We start from the raw sequence: 17571 nt of genomic DNA on the forward strand, positions 1-17571 counted from the left end.
CGAATAAAAGCAGGAGGAAACACCAATGACGATTAGATCCCTTTTGAGCTCGGTCTCCCTTGCGCTGCTGATCAGCAGCGCGGCCGCCACCGCGCAGGCGCAGATCGCCATCGGCCATCTGCAGGACCTCTCGGGCGGCACCTCCGACGTCGGCACGCCCTATGGCCAGGGCGTCGCCGATACCTTCGCCTGGGTCAACAAGAACGGCGGCGTCGGCGGCAAGCAGCTCAGCGTCGACAGCAACGACTACGGCTACCAGGTACCGCGCGCGATCGCGCTGTACAAGAAGTGGTCGGCGTCCGACGCCAAGGTCGCGGCGATCATGGGCTGGGGCACGGCGGACACCGAGGCGCTGACCGGCTTCCTCGCCCAGGACAAGATCCCCGACATGTCGGGCTCCTACGCCGCAGCACTGACCGATCCCGAAGGCACCAGCGGCAAGGCCAAGCCCGCGCCGTACAATTTCTTCTACGGCCCGAGCTACTCGGATGCGCTGCGCGCCGAGCTGACCTGGGCGGCCGAGGACTGGAAGGCGAAGGGCAAGCCCGGCAAGCCGAAGTTCGTCCACATGGGCGCCAACCACCCCTATCCGAACGCGCCGAAGGCCGCAGGCGAAGCGCTCGCGACCGAGCTCGGCTTCGAGGTGCTGCCGCCGCTGGTGTTCGCACTGTCACCCGGCGACTACTCGGCGCAGTGCCTGAGCCTGAAGAGCTCCGGCGCCAATTACGCCTATCTCGGCAACACCGCGGCCTCCAACATCTCGGTCATGAAGGCCTGCAAGACCGCCGGCGTCGACGTCCAGTTCCTCAGCAATGTGTGGGGCATGGATGAGAATGCCGCCAAGACCGCGGGCGATGCCGCCGACGGCGTGATCTTCCCGCTGCGCACGGCGGTCGGCTGGGGCGGCAATGCGCCCGGCATGAAGACGGTGATGGAAATCTCGAAGATGTCCGATCCGTCGGGCAAGGTCTATCGCCCGGTGCACTACATCGCCGCGGTGTGCAGCGCGCTCTACATGAAGGAAGCGCTGGATTGGGCCGCCAAGAACGGCGGCGCCACCGGTGAGAACGTCGCCAAGGGCTTCTACCAGAAGAAGGACTGGGTGCCGGCCGGCATGGACGGCGTCTGCAATCCATCGAACTGGACCGAGAAGGATCATCGCCCGACGACGAAGGTCGACCTCTATCGCGCCAAGGTTTCCGGCGCGACCGATGGCGACATCAACGACCTGATGGGCAAGGGCACGATCAAGCTCGAGAAGGTGAAGACCGTCGAACTGCCGCGCAAGCCGGAATGGTTTGGCTGGTGAGGTTGTAACTCAGGAAGTCGTCATCCCCCGCGAAAGCGGGGGATCCAGTACGCCGCGGCCTCTCGATTGATCGCTGGCGCCTCTGGAATACTGGGTCACCCGCTTTCGCGGGTGACGACAGTGGAGAGTGATCAAGACCATGAACGAAACCCTCGAAGCCACCCGCCCGGTGCCGACGGCCGTCCCGCCGCCGCCACTGCTCAGCGTCAACAACATCGAGGTCGTCTATGACGACGTCATCCTGGTGCTGCGCGGCCTCAGCCTCGAGGTGCCGAAGGGCGCGATCGTGGCGCTGCTCGGCGCCAACGGCGCCGGCAAGTCGACGACGCTGAAGGCGATCTCCGGCCTGCTCAAGACCGAGGACGGCGAAGTCACCCGCGGCGAGATCCTGTTCGAGGGCCAACGCATCAACGGCATCGATCCCGACAAGATCGTCCGCCGCGGCATCTTCCAGGTGATGGAAGGCCGCCGCATCGTCGCCGACATGACTTCGCTGGAGAATCTGCGGCTCGGCGCCTTCACCCGGCGCGACGGCGAGGTTTCCGCCGACATCGACATGGTGTTCAAATATTTCCCGCGGCTGAAGGAGCGAACGGGTCTCGCCGGCTATCTCTCCGGCGGCGAGCAGCAGATGCTCGCAATCGGCCGTGCGCTGATGGCGCGCCCGAAGATGATCCTGATGGACGAGCCCTCGATGGGGCTGTCGCCGCTGCTGGTCAAGGAAGTGTTCGCGATCATCAAGGAGATCAACCGCGATCTCGGCGTCACGATCCTGCTGGTCGAGCAGAACGCGCGCGCCGCGCTGTCGGTCGCGAGCCACGGCTACATCATGGAGCAGGGCAAGGTCGTGCTCGACGGCTCCGCCGACGAGCTGCGCGACAATGAGGACGTCAAGGAGTTCTACCTCGGCGGCGCCGGCGACCAGCGCAAGAGCTTCAAGAACCTGAAGAGCTTCAAGCGGCGCAAGCGCTGGCTGTGAGGATATCGGGCGTTTTCGGGCGGAGATGCGTGTGCAGAAAACGCGTCAGACCAGGAAGGCGGTTCTATCCGAGCACCTGCTCGGCTTCAGTGACCGCGCAAAGCACATGGTAGAACGACGACGCCGGGATCGTGGCGACCAGCGAGCTACCGTCGCGATCGAACTGGTCGTACCAGCCGCCGGCCACGGGATGGCTGAGATAGTGCCGCTCCAGCAGCACCAGCGCCGCGCGGGCCTCGTCCGCCGCGCCGACTTCGCCCGACTCCGCCTGCGCGATCCAGGCCTTCGCCAGCTCGCTCTGCGGCCACAGCCGTCTGCTGTGGCGGCGGATGTTGCCCTCGGCATCGCCCTCGTCGATCAGGCAGCCGGTGGCGTCGCGATAGCGCAGCGCAGAGGCCAGCAGTTCGCCGCGCGGGCGTCCCGTGGGGCAGCCGGTGATCCGCTCAAATCCCTTCAGCAGCCAGACCCATTCCGCGAGGTGCCCGGGTTCGACGCTGACCGGCGGGATCCTCGACCAGTCCTCCTCGAAATATTCGCCGAGCGTGTGCGTCTGCTTGTCGTAGAGGTTGGCCAGGAACAGCGCGAAGAAATCGCCGGCGCGGTTCTGGAACGACAGATCATGCGTCGCGTCGAAGCAGGCGATCATCGCCTCGAACAGATGCATGTGCGGGTTCTGCCGGCGCGGCATCGACGGCGGCAGGCCTTCCTGGAAGCCGCCATGGGGCGAGCGCAGCTGGGTGTCGAGGAACGACAGCAGCGCGTCGATCTCGGCGCGGATCTGGGCGTCCTGGTCGAGGCCGTAGGCGGTCGCCAGCGCGAGCAGCACAAAAGCGTGGCCATAAGTGGCGCGCAGCGGGTTATGCACGCCGCCGTCCGGCGTCAGGCTGAACACGAAGCCCGGCCGGCCATCCGGCGCCTTGGCCTTGGCCAGCAAATATTCCAGCCCCTTCAGCGCGATCGCGCGTCCTTCGGGGTACCAACCCATCTGGGCCGCCTTGGCGTAGCAATAGATCTGGCGCGCCTGCACGAGCAGGCGGCGCGGCGCGGCGTTGTCGGCTGTCCCATCCTGGTGCAGCCGGTCGACAAAGCCGCCGGCCGTGGCGTCCCAGCCGACCGTCGACCACAGCGGCAAGGCATGGTCGATGATGCGGCGCTTCAACCTCGCGACGACGTCGGCGGCCCCGTCCGCCGCAACGCTCTCTGCCTCAGCCATCGTGCTCCCTGGAACCGTCCCAATGTCAGCGCTCACCGTCTGATAGCACGGGCGGACGGGCACGCCACCTGCGCAAATCCTCTCAAGGACCTGCCATGACCGATCATTACGACGCCCTTGAAACGCGCGATCCGGCCCAGCGCGAGGCCGCCCTGTTCGTCCGGCTGCCGGAGGTGCTGCGCAAGGCGATGGCAGCGCCGGCCTACGCCAACCTGCTGAGGGGCACCGATCCAGCGTCCATCACCAGCCGGGAGGCACTGGCGGGGCTGCCGGTGCTGCGCAAGTCGGAACTGCCGGCCCTGCACAAGGCGGCGCCGCCCTTTGGCGGCTTCGTGGCCGACAAGCCCGGCGCGTTCGCCCGGCTGTTCACCTCGCCCGGGCCGATCTTCGAGCCCGAAGGCCGCCAAGTGGACCCGTGGCGCGGCGCGCGTGCGCTGTTTGCGGCGGGCTTTCGCGAGGGGGACGTGGTGCTCAACACGTTCAGCTATCACCTCACCCCCGGCGGCTTCATCTTCGACGCCTCCGCGCGGGCGCTCGGCTGCGCGGTGATCCCGGCGGGCCCCGGGAATACCGAGCAGCAATTCGAGCTGATCGAGGCCTATCGCCCGGTCGGCTATAGCGGCACACCTGATTTCCTGAAGATCCTGCTCGACGCCGCCGCAGCTGATGGCCGCGACGTGTCCTCGATCAAGCGCGCTCTGGTCTCAGGCGCCGCATTTCCGAAATCGTTGCAGGAGGAGATGAAGTCGCGCGGCGTTGAGGCCTACCAGGCGTTCGGCACCGCCGATCTCGGCCTGATCGCGTTCGAGACGCCGGCGCGCGAGGGAATGACGGTCAATGAGGATTTGATCCTGGAGATCGTCAAGCCCGGCACCGGCGATCCCGTTACGCCGGGGGACGTCGGCGAGATCGTGGTGACCTCGCTCGATCCGCATCATCCCTGGATCCGCCTCGCGCTCGGCGACCTGACCGCCGCCCTGCCCGGCGCGAGCCCGTGCGGACGCACCAACATGCGCATCAAGGGCTGGATGGGCCGCGCCGACCAGACCACCAAGGTCAAGGGCATGTTCGTGCGCCCCGAGCAGATCGCCGAGATCGGCAAGCGCCATCCCGAGCTCGGACGGCTGCGCCTCGTGGTCACGCGCGCCGGCGAGGCTGACGCGATGACGCTGAAAGCCGAATGTGCTTCAGCGCCGGACCCCCTGCTGAACGAAGTCGCGGCCACGCTGCGTGCAGTGACAAAACTGGGCGGCGCCGTCGAGCTGGTCGGCGCAGGCTCGCTGCCGAACGATGGCAAGGTGATTGCGGACGAGCGATGAGCCGCCCACCCCGTGTGGTCCAATCCACATTGTCGCGCGCGGCATTGTGAACTATTGAGCTGGCCCATGCCTCGTGGACACGGACGGATCATCATCTCATGAGCAGCGCTTCCGAAAGTAAGCCGCGACGGCCCGCGGTTTTCTTCGATCGGGACGGCGTCCTGAACCACGACATCAGTTACCTGTTCGAGAGCCACAGGTTGATCTGGATCGACGGCGCGCGCGAGGCGGTGAAGGCCGTCAACGACATGGGCTATCTTGCGTTCGTCGTGACCAACCAGTCAGGTGTTGCGAGAGGCCTCTATGAGGAGGCGCAAATCCAGCAGCTCCACGACTGGATGGCCGCCGAGCTCGGCAAGATCGGCGCGCATATCGATGCCTTCGAGTATTGCCCGTTCCATCCCGAGGGAACCGTTGAGCGATATCGGCAGGTCAGCCCCCGGCGCAAGCCGTCGCCGGGCATGATCACCGATCTGCTGGCGCGCTTTCCGGTCGACGTCGAACGAAGCTTTCTGGTCGGTGATCAGCCTACCGATCTTGAGGCTGCGCACGCGGCTGGCCTGAAGGGCTACCTATTCTCAGGCCCCAATCTGGAAGTGTTCCTGAGGCCGCTGCTGCAGCGAAGCTGAGCCCCGCGCCCGTGCGAGGCCAGCATCGCGATCAGAACTTGCGAACCAGCTCGATCACCTCATCCTGCTGCGGGCGCGTGATCTCGGCGAAGATCGGCAGCGAGAGAATCTGGCCCTGATCGCGGTGGGCGTTGGGAAATTGCTCCGGCCGGTGGGCAAACCGGGCATAGGCCGGCAGGAAGGGCAGCGCGGTGGGGTAGTTGATCGCGGTCTGCACGCCATTGGCGTTGAGATGCGCGGCGAGCGCGTCGCGGCGCGGATGCCTGATCGTATAGAGGTGGTAGACGTGGCTGCGCGCCGGCGCCACTTCGGGCACCACGACGTCCTCGATCTGGTTGAGGCCGGTGTCGTAGACCTCCGCCGCGGCCTGTCGGGCCTCGGTCCATGCGGTGAGATGCGGCAGCTTGGCCGAGAGGATCGCAGCCTGCATGCCGTCGAGCCGGCTGTTGACGCCCTCGATATGGTGCTGGTGCTTCACCAGCCCGCCATGGCGCGCCAGCATCGCCATCTGCTCGGCGAGCGCCGCATTATTCGTGACGGCCGCGCCGGCATCGCCCATCGCGCCGAGATTCTTGCCGGGGTAGAATGAATAGGTCGCGGCCTCGCCGAACGTTCCGACCATGCGGCCCTTGTAGCGCGCGAGATGGGCCTGGGCGCAATCCTCGATCACCCAGAGCTTGTGCTTCTGCGCGATCGCCATGATTGCGTCCATGTCCGCGGGCTGGCCATACAGATGCACGGGGATGATGCCGACGGTGCGCGGCGTGATCGCGGCCTCGATCGCCGCCGGATCGATTGTGAACGTCGCGTCGTCGGTGTCGCAGAACACGACGGTGGCGCCGGAGTGGGTGATCATCGCCGCCGTCGAGATCCAGGAATGCGCCGTCGTGATCACCTCGTCGCCCGGCTTCACCTTCAGCGCCCGCATCGCGAGGTAAAGCGCATCGGTGCCGTTGGCGCAGGATACGCAATGAGCCACCTCCGCGGCCGCGGCGAATTCGCGCTCGAAGGCGTCGACATAGCTGCCGCGGATGAAGGCGTTGTCGCGGATCACACCGGCGATCGCCGCGTCGATCTCGCTTTTGATGGACTGGTATTGCAGTTGCAGGTCGGCAAACGGCACCGGCATCGATAGTCCCCTATTGGCTCGCCAGCAGCCGGCGCGCCGGATTACCGGCATAGGTGCCTGATATCGTGATGTCCTTGGTCACGACAGCCCCTGCGCCGATGACGACGTCATCAGTGATCCTGACCGGCATGATCGTGGCGTTGGAGCCGATCGACACCCGGTTGCCGATAACCGTCTCGCGCCACAGCTCCTTGCGTCCGCGCGCCGGGCCGCCGGTGGAGAACGTGTCGTTGACGAACATCACGCCGTGCCCGACGAAGCAGTCCTCGCCGATGGTGACGAGCTCGCACACGAAGGCATGCGATTGCACGCGGGTGCGGGCTCCGACGGCCACGCCCTTCTGGATTTCGGTGAAAGGTCCGATGAAGCAGTCGTCGCCCAGCGTGCAGCCATAGAGGTTGCAGGGCTCGACGATCTTGACGCGTTCGCCGAACGTCACGTCGCGCACGCTGGCCTGATGCACTTCCGGCCGATTCACGAAACGACACCCAGCCGGCTCAGCCGCGGCGTGAAGCGCAGCGCAACTTCCTCTCCGGTCTCGATCGACTCATAGAGGGCCGAGATCAGCTCCAAGCTCTTGCGGCCCTCGAGCCCGTCGACCAGCGCCGCGCGCTGGTTCTCCAGGCAATCGACCACGTGATGATAGTAGGCCTGATGGCCGAAGCCGTAGACGTTGGGCGGGTTGACCGAGAACTTCTCCACGACGTCCTTGTCCGACGGCAGTTCGTTGACGAAACGCCAGTGCCGAATCTGGTTGACCGCGAAACCGGAAATTTCAACGGTGCCCTTTTCGCCCAGGATCGAGAGCGAACCTTCGAGATCGGTCGGGCGCGCCGCGGTGGTCGCCTCGATGATTCCGAGCGCGCCGTTGCGGAACTTCAACGTCGCGACGGCGGTGTCCTCGGTTTCGATGCTGGCCAGCGCCGTCGTCGCGCGCGCATGCACGCTCACCACGTCGCCGAAGAACCATTCCAGCATATCGACATGGTGGCTCGCCTGATTGGTCAGCACGCCGCCGTCATAGGCCCAGGTGCCGCGCCAATCGTCCTGGTCGTAATAGGCCTGGTCGCGGCACCAGCGGACGCGCACCGTCCCCAGGATGAGCTTGCCGAAGCGGCCGGCATCGAGCGCCTCGCGCGCCTTGACCACCGGCACGTTGAAGCGGTTCTGCTTGACGATGAACATCTTGATGCCGGCTTCGTCGCAGGCCCGGATCATGTCGTCGGCGTCTTGCAAGCGCAGCGCCATCGGTTTCTCGACCACGACGTGCTTGCCGGCCCTGGCACAGGCGATCACATGCGCTGGATGTAGTCCGCTCGGCGTCAGCACGGCAACGGCGTCGATATCCTTGCGGGCGAGGAATTCGTCCATGTCGTAATGGGCGGGAACGCCGAACTTCCCGGCAATCGCATCGGCACGAGCACGAAGCGGATCGCAAACGGCAACCAGGCTCGCTCCCGCGATGTGATTGCCACCCAGGAGATCGGAATGGCGCTTGGCGATACGCCCGCACCCGAGCAGGCCAAATCTGATCATGCAACAGGCCCTGTCTTGTCTCGTGACCAGCCATTGCAGCCAGCCGAAGAGCCGAGGGAACAAGCGGCCTTGCGAGCCGCAGCATAGCGTCCATTACCCAGAAAACTCGGGATAAGGCAAGGCCTTGCCCCGATCAGGCAACACGGCCCGCGGCGGATTTGTTGCACAAGGCGACGCCGCTGCATCACCGGGGCAGGAAAAGCAGCACGAAGCACCAGCCTATCCTTGTCGTCCTACCGGTGCCGTGCCATGTCGTGGGGCCCAGGAGGCGTCATCGTGAGGCGATTGTTCGGACCCTGCCTGCCCGAATACGATCACCAACGAGACAGTCCAAACGCATGGCCCGGTACGGCGGCAAATGAGAATGAACCATCGCGTCATGCAACTGGAGCCGGATTTGGGCCGGCGCCAAGCCAGGCTTGCCCTGCTCGCCTATGCGCACGTCGCGATTTGCTGCATTTCGCTGTACTGCATCACGATCACGGATTCCTTCCCCGGCGTCATCGGCTTCGACAAGTCGCACCTGACATCGGCAATCCTGAACGTTCTGGTATTCAGTCCCGTCGTCATCCTGTTCGCATTCAGCCGCTTCAGCTTCGGCTATCTCGTCGGCTTCTACTTCTACATCATGGTTCTGGGATATCTCTGGCTGATCGAGTTCTCGCTGCTCGACTATGATCACCGCCTGGCGCTCATCTCGATCGTGCTTTCGGCGTTCGCCTTCCTTGCCCCCACGCTGTTTATTACCTCGCCAATGCGGCAGGTCGTCGTCATGCCGGCCCGCGCCTTTCACATGATGCCTTCCGTCATCCTGATCGCGTCGGCCGCGATCATCGGCATCGGCGCCCTCTACAACCTCAAGCTGGTCGACCTCAACGAGATGTACAAGTATCGCGCGGAGGTCGCGCTGCCGGGCATCCTGCGATATGCGGTCTGGATCGTCTCAAACGCCCTGTTGCCGCTCGCCTTTGCCTGCTTCGTCACCAGCAAGCGGTTCTGGCAGGCCGGGATTGCGCTCGTTCTGATGCTCCTGATCTACCCAATCATGCTGACCAAGATGGCGCTGTTCGCGCCGGTCTGGCTGCTGTTTCTCGCGCTCGTCTGCAAGCTGGTAGAGGCCAGGGTTGCAACGATCCTGTCGTTTTTCCTGCCGGTCCTGATCGGCATGATCCTGTTCGTGCTGGTCAAGACCGACTTGTTTCCACTGACCCCCGGACTGGTCTATTTCGGCACCGTCAACACCAGGATGGTTGCGATCCCGTCGCTCGCCCTCGAAATCTACAACAACTACTTCTCGGCACATCCGCTGACCCATTTCTGCCAGATCAACGCCGTGAAGCTTGTGGTCGCGTGCGCCTACAACGAGCCGATATGGGCCGTCATGGCCAGGTCCTATGATCTCGGTGCTTTCAACGCTTCGCTGTTTGCCACCGAAGGCATCGCTTCGGTCGGCCTCGTGCTCGCCCCGGTGTCCGCGCTGGGCTGCGGCCTGGTGATTGCCCTCGGCAATCGCCTCTCGTCCGGCCTGCCGCCGCGATTCGTGCTGCTGTCCGCCGGGCTTCTCCCGCAAGTTCTCCTCAACGTACCGCTTTCGACAGCCCTGCTCACGAACGGCACCGGGCTGCTCTTCTTGCTCTGGTACATTGCGCCGCGATCGGCCTTCGACCAGACGGCAGCGTCGACGGCCGCGGTGAGCGACCGTCGATCAGATGCTGAGGCCGCCTAGAGCTTCGGTTCTGGGCGAGCGCCCGCGCAGTCGCCTAGGCGCGAATGATATTGTCCGCCGGCTGAGGAAACTTTCCACGGCAATCGACCAGCAGCGGCGCGTGCGCGCCGAGCAGTTGATAGTCGAACTTGTCGTGGTCGGTCGCAAGCAGGACGCAATCGAATTGCCGCAGACTGTCCTCGGTGAGCGTGACGCTCGACAGATCGAACGAATGCGCCCGCATCTTCGGGAACACGGGGACGTGCGGATCGCTGTAGGACACCTTGGCGCCGAGATCGCGAAGCCGCTCCATCAGCGCCACCGACGGCGATTCGCGGACGTCGTCGACATTCTTCTTGTAGGCAATGCCGAGAACAAGGATCGAGCTGCCGCTGATCGACTTGTGCCTCTGATTGAGCGCCAGCGAGATCTTTGACACCACGTAGTCCGGCATCGAGGAATTGATCTCTCCGGCGAGCTCGATGAAGCGTGTGTGCATGCCGTATTCCCGCGCTTTCCACGTCAGGTAGAACGGGTCGATCGGAATGCAGTGACCGCCGATGCCGGGACCGGGGTAGTACGGAACGAAGCCGAACGGCTTGGTTGCCGCCGCGCGGATCACCTCGTGAATGTCGATCCCCATCTTGTCGGCAACCATCTTCATCTCGTTGACGAGACCGATGTTCACCGAGCGATGGATATTCTCCAGGAGCTTCGTCAGCTCGGCGGCCTGCGTCGAGCTCACCGGAACGACCTTGTCGATCACCTGACGATAGAGCGCGATGCCGGCCTCGAGACATGCCGGCGTGCAGCCGCCGCAGACCTTCGGGATCGAACGCGTCGTGAAATTCTGGTTGCCGGGGTCTTCGCGTTCCGGCGAGAACACAAGAAAGACGTCCTTGCCGACGGTGAAGCCGCACTTTTCGATGCGCGGCTTCAGTTCCTCCTCGGTCGTACCGGGATAGGTGGTGCTTTCCAGCGACATCACCATTCCCTGGTGGAGATACGGCAGCAGCGACTCCGTGGTGTTCAGCACGAAGCTGAGATCGGGCTCGCGGTACTTGTTGAGCGGCGTCGGAACGCAAAGGATCAGCGCATCGACCTCGCGGGCGCGCGAGAAATCGGTCGTCGGCTCGAACCCAAGCTCCGTCGCATTCTTGATGCTGGCGCTCGAGATATGCTCGATATAGGAGCGGCCGGCGCGAAGCGCGTCGACCTTGGTCTGGTCGATATCAAAGCCGATCACCTTGTAGCCGACCTCGCAATAGCGAAGCATCAGAGGCAGGCCGACATAGCCCAAACCGACGATGCCGATCTTGGCCGTTTTGTCGTTGAGCTTCGCGATCAATTCGGAATTCATTTCATCACTCGTACGGGGTTGTTACGGATAATCGGCCTGAAAACGATCTAACTGGGCCTCTGATAGCGCCATAGCGGCAAAGCCACAACCCTGGAAGGCCTGCTGGAGGCCTCCTCAAGCGCCGCGGTACGAAACCGAACGGGACCGTTACTTGCCACAACTGGCGGCAGCTCCGGACGGAGCGCCTGGTCAAATTCCTCGCGGCAAGGCTACCGCGGGCCGCCCGAGCTCAACAGGCGCGCGACATCGTAGGCGGCGCGACCGGTCCCATACTCGTCGATATCGCGCCGGACTGCCTGCGCCGGCTGCTTCCAGAGCCGGTTCCACCCGTGCGTGATGGTCTCCGTCCACTCGGTCTCGTCACGCAACGTGATGCACGGCACACGATGGAAATAGGCCTCCTTCTGCACCCCTCCCGAGTCCGTGTAGACTTCGAGGGCGTTGTGCAGAAGCTTCGCCATATCGACGTAACCCACTGGATCGATGACCTTCAGGCCGTCCAGATCGACCCCCATCGCCACAGCAGCCTGTCGGGTGCGTGGGTGCAGCGGGAGGACAACGGGAAATTTGCGCGACTGATCCTGCAGGAACTGCACGACCGCGAGAAGCTGCTGCCGATCGCCGGTGTTCTCGGCGCGATGGATCGTCGCGAGCGCATATGTCTTCGAGGCCAGCCCGAGATTGCTCAATATTGCCGAGCTCTTCTCTGCCTTGTCGGTCACGAACAGGGTCGCATCGTACATCACGTCCCCGACGTGATGTACGCCGGCCGTCACGCCTTCGGCGGCCAGATTGGTGACGGCGGTCGTCGTCGGACAGAGCTGCAGCGCGGAGAGATGGTCCGTCACGACCCGGTTGATCTCCTCCGGCATGCGGCGGTTGAACGATCGAAGTCCCGCTTCGACATGCGCGACCGGAATGTGCAGCTTCGACGCCGCAAGAGCGCCGGCCAGCGTCGAATTGGTGTCGCCGTAGACGACGACCCAGTCGGGCTTTTCCTCGAGCAGGATCGGCTCGATCGCCATCAGCATGCGTCCCGTCATATCGCCATGGCCGCCGCCATTGATATCGAGATGATGCCGAGGCTTGGGAATGTCGAGCTCTTCGAAGAAGACGTCGGACATGTTCGGATCGAAATGCTGGCCGGTGTGCACCATCACTTCCGAAAGCCCGTCGGTCTCCCGGATCGCGCGACTGACGGCCGCGGCTTTGATGAACTGCGGCCGGGCACCAACGATGGTCAGTATCTTCAGCGTCATGGGCTCTACTAACGGTGTTGCGATTCAGCCAGGCGATGATCCGACGCATCGACAGGGTTCGCCGAGATCGTCCTTTGGATTCCTTCCTTGAACTGCACAAAGCGTCGCAAGTCCAAACGAGATGCAAGGCGGCTCAGATCAGGAACAATGTCGACGGAGGGAGTGTTCGGGTTCACGAACTCGAACTTCGGTTCGATACCAAGCTGCTGACCTATCGTGTTCGAGATCTGTCGGATCGAGAGCGTCTCGGAGGCGGCTACGTTGAGCGTATCCGTCCAGGACGACGCAATGCTCGCAAGGATGACCTCGACGATGTCGTCGATGAAGGTCGGAGCGAGGCGAAATCCCCTCCGTGCCACCGGAGAGCTGGATCGCCCCGCCGTCCTGGATCCTGCGTACCAATTGCGGAATGAGCCGGTCGCGCTGGCCAGGGCCGTACGGAAAGAACAACCGCAGAATGCTCAAGGAAAAGATGCTGGAGAACGGCTTCGCAACGACTTCGGACGCAAACTTGCTCGCGCCGAGGAAGCCGGGGGGCGCCAGGCCGGCGTCCTCTCTCAGCGCTGCCGCGAACGGCTCATAGACCGCGCCTGACGAGAGCAGGCAAAAGTGCTTGACCGCGGCCTGCGCCGCCCAATCCAGCAGCCGCATCGTCATTCCGACGTTGACGTCGAACATCTCGCGCGAATCCGCGGGGAAATCACGATAGCGACGCGACTGCGCGGCATGAACGACAGCATCGATCGCCTTGGGGAAGCTGGAAGCTTCGATCGAAGCCGCTCCATCCCAAACCACCTTCGTTCCGAAGGCGACCGACGTACCGGGCCGGCAGACGCAGAAAAGCTCATGCCCCTCGGCCACCAACCGAGGGCCGAGAGCAGAGCCGACGAAACCGCTACAGCCCGTCAATAAAATCCGCATGCGCGTGTCAGACCGTTGGCTTCGTCAGCAAGACTGAAATCCCGTTCGGATTGGAGTCATTGAAGGCATAGTCCTTCACTCCGAGCTCCTTCATCCAACCCGCAACCTCGTCGTCACTGTGCTGCCAGGCGTTGTGCGGATGATACCAATCGAAGTTGACCATGTTGTTTGTTTCATAGTCGAACGCCTCGTTCCAGAAGCATTTCAGGAAATTATAGTACAGCAATCGCTGGACGTTGTGCGTTCCTGCGGGAATCCCGAGCACCGGAATCGGCTTCTCAAGCGTGATCGTGGCATTCAGCCGCGAAAGCTCCCGGCCCAGCTCCGTGATCCCTTCGCACGCCGCGTAGCATTCCTCCGCGGAGAGCGGCATGAAATTCTGGCGGACATGGTCGTCGGCGAAGACGCGCACGGCGCCCATCTTCCGATAGACGTAGAAGAAGAACTGGCCGCCGGGCCTGACCTTGCGGTACAGGGCCTCCACCGCCGCCCTGGTGTTGGGCGTGTGATGCAGCACTCCATCCGCGATGATGAAGTCGAACGTGTCATCGGGGAACGGAGCCTCCATCAGGTCGGCCTGGACGACCGAGCAGTTCTCGAGATCGCGGGTGTTCTCGAATGTCGTCAACGCTGCATCAGAAACGTCGAGCGCGAACACCTCGCCCGGACAGTTCTCGGCGATGAACCTCGTGTTGAAGCCCGACCCCGGACCGACCTCGAGCACGCGCTGCTTGGACCGGTAGAAAGCCTTCAAGGCGTCCAGATCGGGCAGCCCGAGCTTCTTGCAATACCAACCGAACAGGAATTCCTTGTGCTCGGGTTGCAGCCCATACTGCTTGAAGCGGCGCCACTTGTCCGAGAAGGTCCGATTTGTCTTGGCCTGCTCATGGGCTTCCGGCCGGCTCTGCGCGGTCAGCGGCTTCGGCAAGCGGTAGCGTGAACAGAAATCGGTCAGGTCAGGCTGCATCGGGCCGCTCAGGAAGCAGGGAACCCCGTGCAAAATCGGATACCATAGCGATGCATCGGGCGTCCGAAGCACGCCTTCGATGACCTGGCCTTCCTGTTGCGTGAAAGCCTCGAGCTGAAGCTCCATTCCGTTCGGACGGAGACGTGAAGACGCAACGGTTCGCATAAATCTAGCTCCTACAACTGCAACTAATGGAGGGCGCCGCCATAGGCACCATGTTGCTTGCACCAGGACTCGAAGCTGAGCAAACACCAGATCAACGCGACATGGTTTGCCTTTTGCTCGAAATGCTCGTCCAGAATCCGGCGTACGAAATCGTGTTGGAATACGCCCCGCTGCCTAATGCGGGATTCCGGGAGTTGCTCCTCGATCCATGAGCGCAGAATCCCTCTGTACCAAGACGCGTCCGGAGGACCAAATCCCATCTTCGGTTTCCGGTAAATGGTGTCGGGGACCAGCGGCCGGACGGCTTCGCGAAACAGGATCTTGCCCGTCGAGCCGTCGGACAGCAGGCCCCAATCCACGCCGAGCAAATAGTCGACCAGCTCGTTATCCAGAAGCGGCACCCTGGTCTCAAGGGAATGCGCCATGGACAGCTTGTCTTCCAGCGACAGAAGACCCGGAAGATAGGTCGTCAAGTCGACGTGCATGACGGCGTCCCAGGGATCCCGCGACGGAACCGACCCAATCGCATCTCCGATCGCAGCGAGCGGATCGAAACCACCTGCGGCGCGCAGAAACTCCGGCGTAAAGGCATCGCCGATCTTGTCGGCCGACACCGGGACGTTGAGGCTTGCCCGGTAGAGCGCAAACGGATCCCGCGAGGCCGCCGGATCTCCCGCCGCGGCACGAAACCGCTGCATGACACGCTGCATCAGGGAAGCCGGAGCCGCCCTCGGCACGATGGCGTATCTGCCGACATACCCTCCGGTGACTTCGTCGCCGCCCGTGCCCGACAGGACGACCTTGGCGTCCTGAGCGACCCGCTGCGCGATCAGATAGTTCACATAGGCCATTCCCATGCGAGGATATTCAATCGCGCCAACGGTTGCATCGAGATGACGCGCCAGGGCATCCTGCGGCACCATCAGCTCGACACGCTCGATGTTGAGCTGCTTTGCGACCTCGCGGGAGAACTCGCGCTCGTCTACGAACTTGTCGACACCGACATTCTCAAGATCGAAGATGCACGAATACGCGCGGACGACCGGATCGATCTGGTGCGCGCCTGCGGTGATCGCCGAACTGTCGATCCCGCCCGACAGATACGCCATGACCGGCACGTCCGCAGCCAGCTGCCTGCGCAGCGCCGCCTGCAATATTTCGCCGAATTCGCCCGACGCCCGCGCCAGACCTGGCGCGTATTTGCGATGGTAAGAGGCAGCCCAATAGGTGCCGCTCGAGCTCCCGCTCGCCGTTATTCGTTCGAACGTACCAGGCTTGAGGAGACGGACGCCGCGGAATGGCGTGCGCCCTCCCCAATTATTCATCAGCGTGAAGTACTCCAGCGTCGCTGATGCATCGAACCGCTTGTTCACCAATCCGCTGGCGTGCAGCGCACGCACTTCCGAGCCAAACACGAGGCCCTTGCCGGGCAACTCCGCGACGTAGACCGGCTTGATCCCGTATCGGTCGCGGGCGATCACCAGCTCACGCTGGTTTTCGTCCCAGATGGCGCAGGCGAACATGCCGTTCAGCTTGTTGAACAGCCTGTCCTTCCACTGCTCCCAGCCATGGACCAAAACCTCGGTGTCCGAATGGTCGGTCGCAAAAACGTGCCCGGCGGCCTCGAGCTCTTTTCTCAGCTCGCGGTGATTGTAGATCTCACCATTGAAGACCACCCATACGGTTGCATCTTCGTTGCTCATGGGCTGGTTGCCGGTGGCCAGGTCGACAATCGCGAGCCTGCGGAAGCCCAACGCGACGTCCGCCGTCACATGGAATCCAGCGTCGTCAGGGCCGCGGTGCTCGATACTGGCCGCCATATTCCGGATCCGGACGTTCGCGTCCGGACAGGCGCCAAAATGCAGAATACCAGCAATGCCACACATCTGAATCTACTCGACCTCGGCGCCCGCCGGCGCCAGCACGAACTTACTGTCAGGGCTGCGATAGGCTTCGATCATCGCCCCGGCAATATGATCAGGATCATGCCATCGCTCGACATAGCGACGAGCTCGCTTCCCCAGCTCCGTCCACTCGGAGCGACGCTCGAGAATAGCCGCGAGATCTTCCGTGAGCCGCCCGGGATCGACGTTCAAGATCGCAAGATCATCCCGCATGGCCGGCGGGACGAACTGCAGGTCGCTTTCCCTGATGTAGCCTACCACCGGCTTTCCCATAGCCATCATCTCGACGGCAAAGCCGCCGTACCAACCCGCAAGCACCTGGTCAATGGCAAGATCGGCGGACCTGTAAATGGCCATCGCCTCCTCATGGGTTTTCTTTTCGACCAGGATCAGCTCGAAGTCGAACCGGGACTTCAGGCGCTCCAACGCATCGAGTATCATCTGAGTGCCCTTGATACTCGGATCGCTCGGCGCGTGGACAATTCTCGGCCTGCCTTCAGCGCGGGGATACTCGGGCGAGAAATGACCGATCTCCACATTGGCGTAAGGCAGGAACTGGCCTCCCGGAACGACGTGCCCGAGCTCCGGATTGAGATAGAACACGCGGTCAAACAGCGGAAGCACGCGATCGATCAGGCGGGACCGACGCGCATCCAGCGACGTGACGCAAGTTTCATAGGCCGAGCAACGCCCGCTGGCGCACATCGTCCACGCATTTCGCCGATTGCCCTCGCCCGCCAGCCTTGCGTCGCAGCCCTGCAGGGTCATGAACCGCTTCTTGCCCAACCCCTTGGCCAGCTGGAGATCGATCGTCACGAGCCGGTTCAGCAGCGGCCCCATCCGGCCTACGCCCTCGAACGCATAGCCTGGATACAGGAACGTCGTTCCAAAATAGTAGTGCAGCACGTCGTAGCGCAGCAGCGCGGACAACCCGAACCACGCACTTCGGGCCACCTTCTGAAAGTCAGTTGCCGTGTCGTCATACAGAACCTTGTCGGCCGGGTATCGAAACCAGGTCCCGCTTCGGATGACCAGGTCGCTCGTGTTTCCGCGCCGGCGCTCGGCACGCGAGAGTGACCAGGGCTGATTGCCGATATTGAAGGGGCCGTGAAGGATTTTCATCTTGCTGAGCGAATGTGACGATCTGTGCGCGTCGCTGTCATGCTTCACGATGGC

General features: G+C 63.2%; 15 protein-coding genes. 5 read left to right on the forward strand and 10 right to left on the reverse strand.

Annotated features, from left to right (window positions below):
- The first annotated feature begins 25 nt into the window (after positions 1 to 25).
- Positions 26 to 1309 carry an ABC transporter substrate-binding protein gene (locus ACVIGA_RS06990; RefSeq protein WP_420965081.1) on the forward strand — a complete coding sequence of 428 codons (1284 nt, stop codon included), beginning with the start codon at positions 26 to 28 and terminating at the stop codon, positions 1307 to 1309.
- Between the two features lie 139 nt (positions 1310 to 1448).
- On the forward strand, positions 1449 to 2288 hold the full coding sequence (locus ACVIGA_RS06995) for an ABC transporter ATP-binding protein (protein WP_097674824.1): 840 nt from the start codon (positions 1449 to 1451) through the stop codon (positions 2286 to 2288).
- A 64-nt stretch (positions 2289 to 2352) separates the two neighbouring features.
- Here ACVIGA_RS06995 and ACVIGA_RS07000 read toward each other — a convergent pair whose 3' ends face one another.
- A complete protein-coding gene (locus ACVIGA_RS07000; protein WP_456665797.1) occupies positions 2353 to 3501 on the reverse strand; it encodes an AGE family epimerase/isomerase in 1149 nt (382 codons plus the stop codon).
- A 95-nt stretch (positions 3502 to 3596) separates the two neighbouring features.
- Here ACVIGA_RS07000 and ACVIGA_RS07005 point away from each other — a divergent pair, with 95 nt between their 5' ends.
- Both ACVIGA_RS07005 and ACVIGA_RS07010 read left to right on the forward strand, forming a co-directional pair.
- On the forward strand, positions 3597 to 4820 hold the full coding sequence (locus tag ACVIGA_RS07005) for a phenylacetate--CoA ligase family protein (RefSeq protein ID WP_456665798.1): 1224 nt from the start codon (positions 3597 to 3599) through the stop codon (positions 4818 to 4820).
- Positions 4821 to 4918: 98 nt separating this feature from the next.
- Positions 4919 to 5449, forward strand: coding sequence for an HAD-IIIA family hydrolase (locus ACVIGA_RS07010; RefSeq protein ID WP_456665799.1), 531 nt, complete (start codon positions 4919 to 4921; stop codon positions 5447 to 5449).
- 31 nt (positions 5450 to 5480) lie between these two features.
- Here ACVIGA_RS07010 and ACVIGA_RS07015 read toward each other — a convergent pair whose 3' ends face one another.
- The 3 genes from ACVIGA_RS07015 to ACVIGA_RS07025 are packed head-to-tail and all read right to left on the reverse strand — an operon-like array spanning position 5481 to position 8114.
- Complete coding sequence (locus ACVIGA_RS07015; protein WP_456665800.1) at positions 5481 to 6578, reverse strand: DegT/DnrJ/EryC1/StrS family aminotransferase; 1098 nt, start codon at positions 6576 to 6578, stop codon at positions 5481 to 5483.
- A 10-nt stretch (positions 6579 to 6588) separates the two neighbouring features.
- On the reverse strand, positions 6589 to 7056 hold the full coding sequence (locus ACVIGA_RS07020) for an acyltransferase (protein ID WP_456665801.1): 468 nt from the start codon (positions 7054 to 7056) through the stop codon (positions 6589 to 6591).
- Positions 7053 to 8114 (reverse strand): Gfo/Idh/MocA family protein, encoded by a 1062-nt coding sequence (locus ACVIGA_RS07025; RefSeq protein WP_456665802.1) that lies wholly within the window; start codon positions 8112 to 8114, stop codon positions 7053 to 7055. The genes ACVIGA_RS07020 and ACVIGA_RS07025 overlap by 4 nt, the downstream gene beginning before the upstream one ends.
- A 364-nt stretch (positions 8115 to 8478) precedes the next feature.
- Here ACVIGA_RS07025 and ACVIGA_RS07030 point away from each other — a divergent pair, with 364 nt between their 5' ends.
- Positions 8479 to 9840 (forward strand): hypothetical protein, encoded by a 1362-nt coding sequence (locus ACVIGA_RS07030; RefSeq protein ID WP_456665803.1) that lies wholly within the window; start codon positions 8479 to 8481, stop codon positions 9838 to 9840.
- A 34-nt stretch (positions 9841 to 9874) separates the two neighbouring features.
- Here the strand turns inward: ACVIGA_RS07030 and ACVIGA_RS07035 are convergent, their stop codons facing one another.
- From ACVIGA_RS07035 to ACVIGA_RS07060, 6 genes are all read right to left on the reverse strand, one after another.
- On the reverse strand, positions 9875 to 11179 hold the full coding sequence (locus ACVIGA_RS07035; RefSeq protein ID WP_456665804.1) for a nucleotide sugar dehydrogenase: 1305 nt from the start codon (positions 11177 to 11179) through the stop codon (positions 9875 to 9877).
- 209 nt (positions 11180 to 11388) lie between these two features.
- On the reverse strand, positions 11389 to 12438 hold the full coding sequence (gene wecB / locus ACVIGA_RS07040; RefSeq protein ID WP_456665805.1) for a non-hydrolyzing UDP-N-acetylglucosamine 2-epimerase: 1050 nt from the start codon (positions 12436 to 12438) through the stop codon (positions 11389 to 11391).
- Between the two features lie 138 nt (positions 12439 to 12576).
- The gene (locus ACVIGA_RS07045) at positions 12577 to 13359 is read right to left on the reverse strand and encodes an NAD-dependent epimerase/dehydratase family protein (protein WP_456665806.1); all 783 of its coding nucleotides are present in this window, start codon (positions 13357 to 13359) and stop codon (positions 12577 to 12579) included.
- 7 nt (positions 13360 to 13366) lie between these two features.
- Positions 13367 to 14578: a class I SAM-dependent methyltransferase gene (locus ACVIGA_RS07050; protein WP_456665807.1), complete on the reverse strand. Its 1212-nt coding sequence runs from the start codon at positions 14576 to 14578 to the stop codon at positions 13367 to 13369.
- Positions 14515 to 16377 (reverse strand): asparagine synthase (glutamine-hydrolyzing), encoded by a 1863-nt coding sequence (gene asnB / locus ACVIGA_RS07055; RefSeq protein ID WP_456665808.1) that lies wholly within the window; start codon positions 16375 to 16377, stop codon positions 14515 to 14517. Before asnB ends, ACVIGA_RS07050 begins: the two co-directional genes overlap by 64 nt.
- Positions 16378 to 16383: 6 nt before the next feature.
- On the reverse strand, positions 16384 to 17565 hold the full coding sequence (locus ACVIGA_RS07060) for a glycosyltransferase (RefSeq protein ID WP_456665809.1): 1182 nt from the start codon (positions 17563 to 17565) through the stop codon (positions 16384 to 16386).
- Positions 17566 to 17571 lie beyond the last annotated feature (6 nt).

Source organism: Bradyrhizobium sp. USDA 3240, from assembly GCF_054063295.1.

Coding starts and splice junctions, on each gene's coding strand:
- ACVIGA_RS06990 (WP_420965081.1), top strand. CDS start 26: ATGACGATTAGATCCCTTTTGAGCTCGGTCTCCCTTGCGCTGCTGATC.
- ACVIGA_RS06995 (WP_097674824.1), top strand. CDS start 1,449: ATGAACGAAACCCTCGAAGCCACCCGCCCGGTGCCGACGGCCGTCCCG.
- ACVIGA_RS07000 (WP_456665797.1), bottom strand. CDS start 3,501: ATGGCTGAGGCAGAGAGCGTTGCGGCGGACGGGGCCGCCGACGTCGTC.
- ACVIGA_RS07005 (WP_456665798.1), top strand. CDS start 3,597: ATGACCGATCATTACGACGCCCTTGAAACGCGCGATCCGGCCCAGCGC.
- ACVIGA_RS07010 (WP_456665799.1), top strand. CDS start 4,919: ATGAGCAGCGCTTCCGAAAGTAAGCCGCGACGGCCCGCGGTTTTCTTC.
- ACVIGA_RS07015 (WP_456665800.1), bottom strand. CDS start 6,578: ATGCCGGTGCCGTTTGCCGACCTGCAACTGCAATACCAGTCCATCAAA.
- ACVIGA_RS07025 (WP_456665802.1), bottom strand. CDS start 8,114: ATGATCAGATTTGGCCTGCTCGGGTGCGGGCGTATCGCCAAGCGCCAT.
- ACVIGA_RS07030 (WP_456665803.1), top strand. CDS start 8,479: ATGAACCATCGCGTCATGCAACTGGAGCCGGATTTGGGCCGGCGCCAA.
- ACVIGA_RS07035 (WP_456665804.1), bottom strand. CDS start 11,179: ATGAATTCCGAATTGATCGCGAAGCTCAACGACAAAACGGCCAAGATC.
- wecB (WP_456665805.1), bottom strand. CDS start 12,438: ATGACGCTGAAGATACTGACCATCGTTGGTGCCCGGCCGCAGTTCATC.
- ACVIGA_RS07045 (WP_456665806.1), bottom strand. CDS start 13,359: ATGCGGATTTTATTGACGGGCTGTAGCGGTTTCGTCGGCTCTGCTCTC.
- asnB (WP_456665808.1), bottom strand. CDS start 16,377: ATGTGTGGCATTGCTGGTATTCTGCATTTTGGCGCCTGTCCGGACGCG.